This is a genomic window from Synechococcus sp. H60.3 (assembly GCF_047462295.1).
In the GTDB taxonomy this organism is placed as follows: Bacteria; Cyanobacteriota; Cyanobacteriia; order Thermostichales; family Thermostichaceae; genus Thermostichus.
In genome coordinates, this window is sequence record NZ_JANSIY010000195.1 from 1 (window position 1) to 2174 (window position 2174).

Annotated in this window: 2 protein-coding genes and 1 riboswitch; both genes read right to left on the reverse strand. The window is 57.4% G+C overall.

Annotated elements, in window-relative coordinates:
* Positions 1–97: 97 nt before the first annotated feature.
* Positions 98–490, reverse strand: a complete 393-nt coding sequence (locus NW841_RS12700) for a VOC family protein (protein WP_414366821.1) — start codon at positions 488–490, stop codon at positions 98–100.
* Positions 491–638: 148 nt separating this feature from the next.
* Positions 639–2006, reverse strand: a complete 1368-nt coding sequence (thiC, locus tag NW841_RS12705; RefSeq protein WP_414386746.1) for a phosphomethylpyrimidine synthase ThiC — start codon at positions 2004–2006, stop codon at positions 639–641.
* A 5-nt stretch (positions 2007–2011) separates the two neighbouring features.
* Positions 2012–2113, reverse strand: a riboswitch (TPP riboswitch).
* Positions 2114–2174 lie beyond the last annotated feature (61 nt).

Below are 2174 nucleotides of genomic sequence, written 5' to 3' on the forward strand. Positions count from 1 at the left end.
CAAAATTGCTTAGGGCTACGGGAGGACTCCCACAGCCCCTAGCTTGTTTGTGCGCGATGGCAGTTCAGAGCTTGCGCCGCCTTTTTCTGGTTAGACCTCAAGCAGTTGCCTCGGCTGGCTTAGCCTTAGCTTGGTCAAAAGTGCCTGGCGGCTCGTACAAAAACTCAAACAGGTTGCCATCGGGATCCTTGCCATAGAAAGAGGCAGTGCCATCCCGATGGCTGTGAATGGCCCCTACCGGGATCCCTTGGGCTTGCAGGCGGCGATGCTGCTCCTCCAGCTCCTCCATGGTGCTGAAGACAAAGCCAAAGTGCGGCCCTGCTGCCCGGTAGCCCGGCCCCAACAGCGCCAGCCCATCGTCTCCGGCTTTCATGTAGGCCCAGTCGGGATCCTGCCAGACGTTGACCATGCCCAGCTTTTGGTAGAACTCCACTGCCTTGGGGATGTCTTCTACCCGGATGGCGACATGCCCGAGTTGCCTAAGTGCCATGGTTCTCTCTCTGCTCAATGGAGCCAACTGCAAGGGTTCTCCTGTAATCCAGCATAGCTTGGGGGAGGATCCCCTCTCCACTCCCCAGCGAGCAAAGATGGGATCCAATCAATTTCAACCTCATGTCAAGCCAAGGCCAGGCCAACGCTTAGGCTGTTGGCTGGGTGGCCAGGAATCGTTCTAGCTCGCTCAAAGCTTCTGCATCCATTTTGGTTTGCATGGGGCAGAACTTCGGCCCGCACATCGAGCAAAACTCCGCCGTTTTGTAGATATCTGCCGGCAAGGTTTCGTCGTGATATTCGCGCGCCCGCTCTGGATCCAAAGACAACTCAAATTGTCGGTTCCAGTCGAAGTTGTAGCGGGCTCTGGACATTTCGTCATCGCGATCCCTGGCCCCAGGACGGTGGCGGGCAATATCGGCAGCGTGGGCGGCAATTTTGTAGGCAATGAGGCCGTTGCGCACGTCCTCGGCATTGGGCAAGCCCAGGTGTTCTTTGGGGGTTACGTAGCAGAGCATCGCTGCCCCGTACCAGCCGGCCAAGGCCGCCCCAATGGCAGAGCTGATGTGGTCGTAGCCGGCGGCAATATCGGTTACCAGCGGCCCCAAAACGTAGAAAGGAGCCTCGTCGCACTCCTCCATTTGCTTGCGCACGTTAAACTCAATTTGATCCATCGGCACGTGCCCAGGCCCTTCCACCATCACCTGCACATCGTGTTCCCAGGCCAGGCGGGTCAACTGTCCCAGGGTTTTCAACTCCGCCATCTGGGCCTCGTCAGAAGCATCGTGCAGACATCCGGGTCGCAAAGCATCGCCCAGGCTAAAAGAAACATCGTATTTTTTGAAGATCTCAATGATGTCGCGGAAGTGGGTGTAGAGCGGATTTTGCTTGTGGTGGGCCAACATCCAACGGGCCAGGATCCCGCCTCCGCGAGAGACAATTCCGGTTAGACGGTTGCGCACCAACGGCAAGTGTTGGATCAGGATCCCGGCATGGATGGTCATGTAGTCCACCCCCTGCTGGGCCTGCTTTTCGATGATGTGCAAGATATCCTCTGCCGAGAGTTTTTCGACATGGCCATGCACACTTTCCAGGGCCTGGTAGATCGGCACCGTGCCAATGGGCACCGGAGAAGCTTGGATAATGGCCGTGCGAATTTCGTCCAAGTCGCCGCCGCCGGTGGACAGATCCATAACAGTATCGGCGCCGTATTTGATGGCCAATTTCAGCTTTTCCAGCTCCTCGGCCAATCCAGAGGAAGTGGGGGAAGCGCCGATGTTGGCATTGACTTTGCAGCGGGAGGCGATCCCGATGCACATCGGCTCTAGGTTGGTGTGATGAATATTGGCAGGGATGATCATGCGGCCCCGCGCCACCTCTGAGCGGATCAGCTCCGGTGGCAGGTTTTCCCGCCGAGCCACGTAGTCCATCTCTTCTGTAATCACGCCCTGCCGGGCAAAGTGCATTTGCGTTACATTTGCTTGCCCACGCCGGCGGGCAACCCATTCGCTGCGCATGGTGTCAACTCCAGTGCTCGCTTTCCTACGCTGGTATGACCCAGATCAGGTTCTGAGGATGTAATCTCAGCCTGGGGCAAAACCCCCAGACACTCCTAGCGTGCTGTGATTCTATCACCGAAAGTAAACTACCTGACTCCGACCGCTAAGCGGTACGGAGCGGGCTTT